This is a genomic window from Arthrobacter sp. B0427-1-12 (assembly GCF_059092905.1).
In genome coordinates this window covers 1-586 of sequence record NZ_JBNHIC010000191.1, presented here as the reverse complement: position 1 = coordinate 586, position 586 = coordinate 1, and the positions used below count along the sequence as shown (strand labels likewise).

Annotated in this window: 1 pseudogene; it reads right to left on the bottom strand. The window is 69.1% G+C overall.

Annotated elements, in window-relative coordinates:
- Positions 1 to 586: pseudogene (locus tag AC5RWU_RS24500) on the bottom strand (IS110 family transposase); the annotation flags it as partial.

Here is a 586-nt window from a genome sequence, read left to right as displayed (position 1 = left end):
GGTGAGTGCGTCGACGGTCCTGCCGTGGGCGTCGATCTGGTCCAGGTAGATCCTCACCATGAACGCATCGTGGTCGCTGAAGCGGCCCACCAGGGCCGCGGTCTTGCTGCGCATCGGGCCCCGGGCAGGGACGCGAGCACCACCGGGTCGCGTTCGCCGGCGATGAGGGCCTCGAGCATGGCACGGGAGGACACACCGGTCAGGTCCGTGACGGTGGAGGAGAGCTTGATGCCGGTGGATTCAAGGAACTTCTCCAGCCGCTGGATGCACCGGGCTCGCTCACGGACCACCGCGGTACGGGCGCGGGTCAGGTCCCGCAGCTGGCGGATCGGCTCCGGCGGGACGAACGAGGCCCGCAGCAGCCCGTGGGCGCCCAGCTGGGCCAGCCAGGCCGCGTCGGAGACATCGGTCTTGCGGCCGGGGATGTTGCGGGCTGCCTTGGCGTTGACCAGGACCACCGGCAGCACGTCTTCAAAGACGTAGTAGAAGGGCTTCCAGTAGTCCGAGGTCGATTCCATCACCACGGTGGTGACCCGCGCCTCGAGCAGGAAGTCGCGCAGGGCCAGGACTTCAGCGGCGGTCGGCC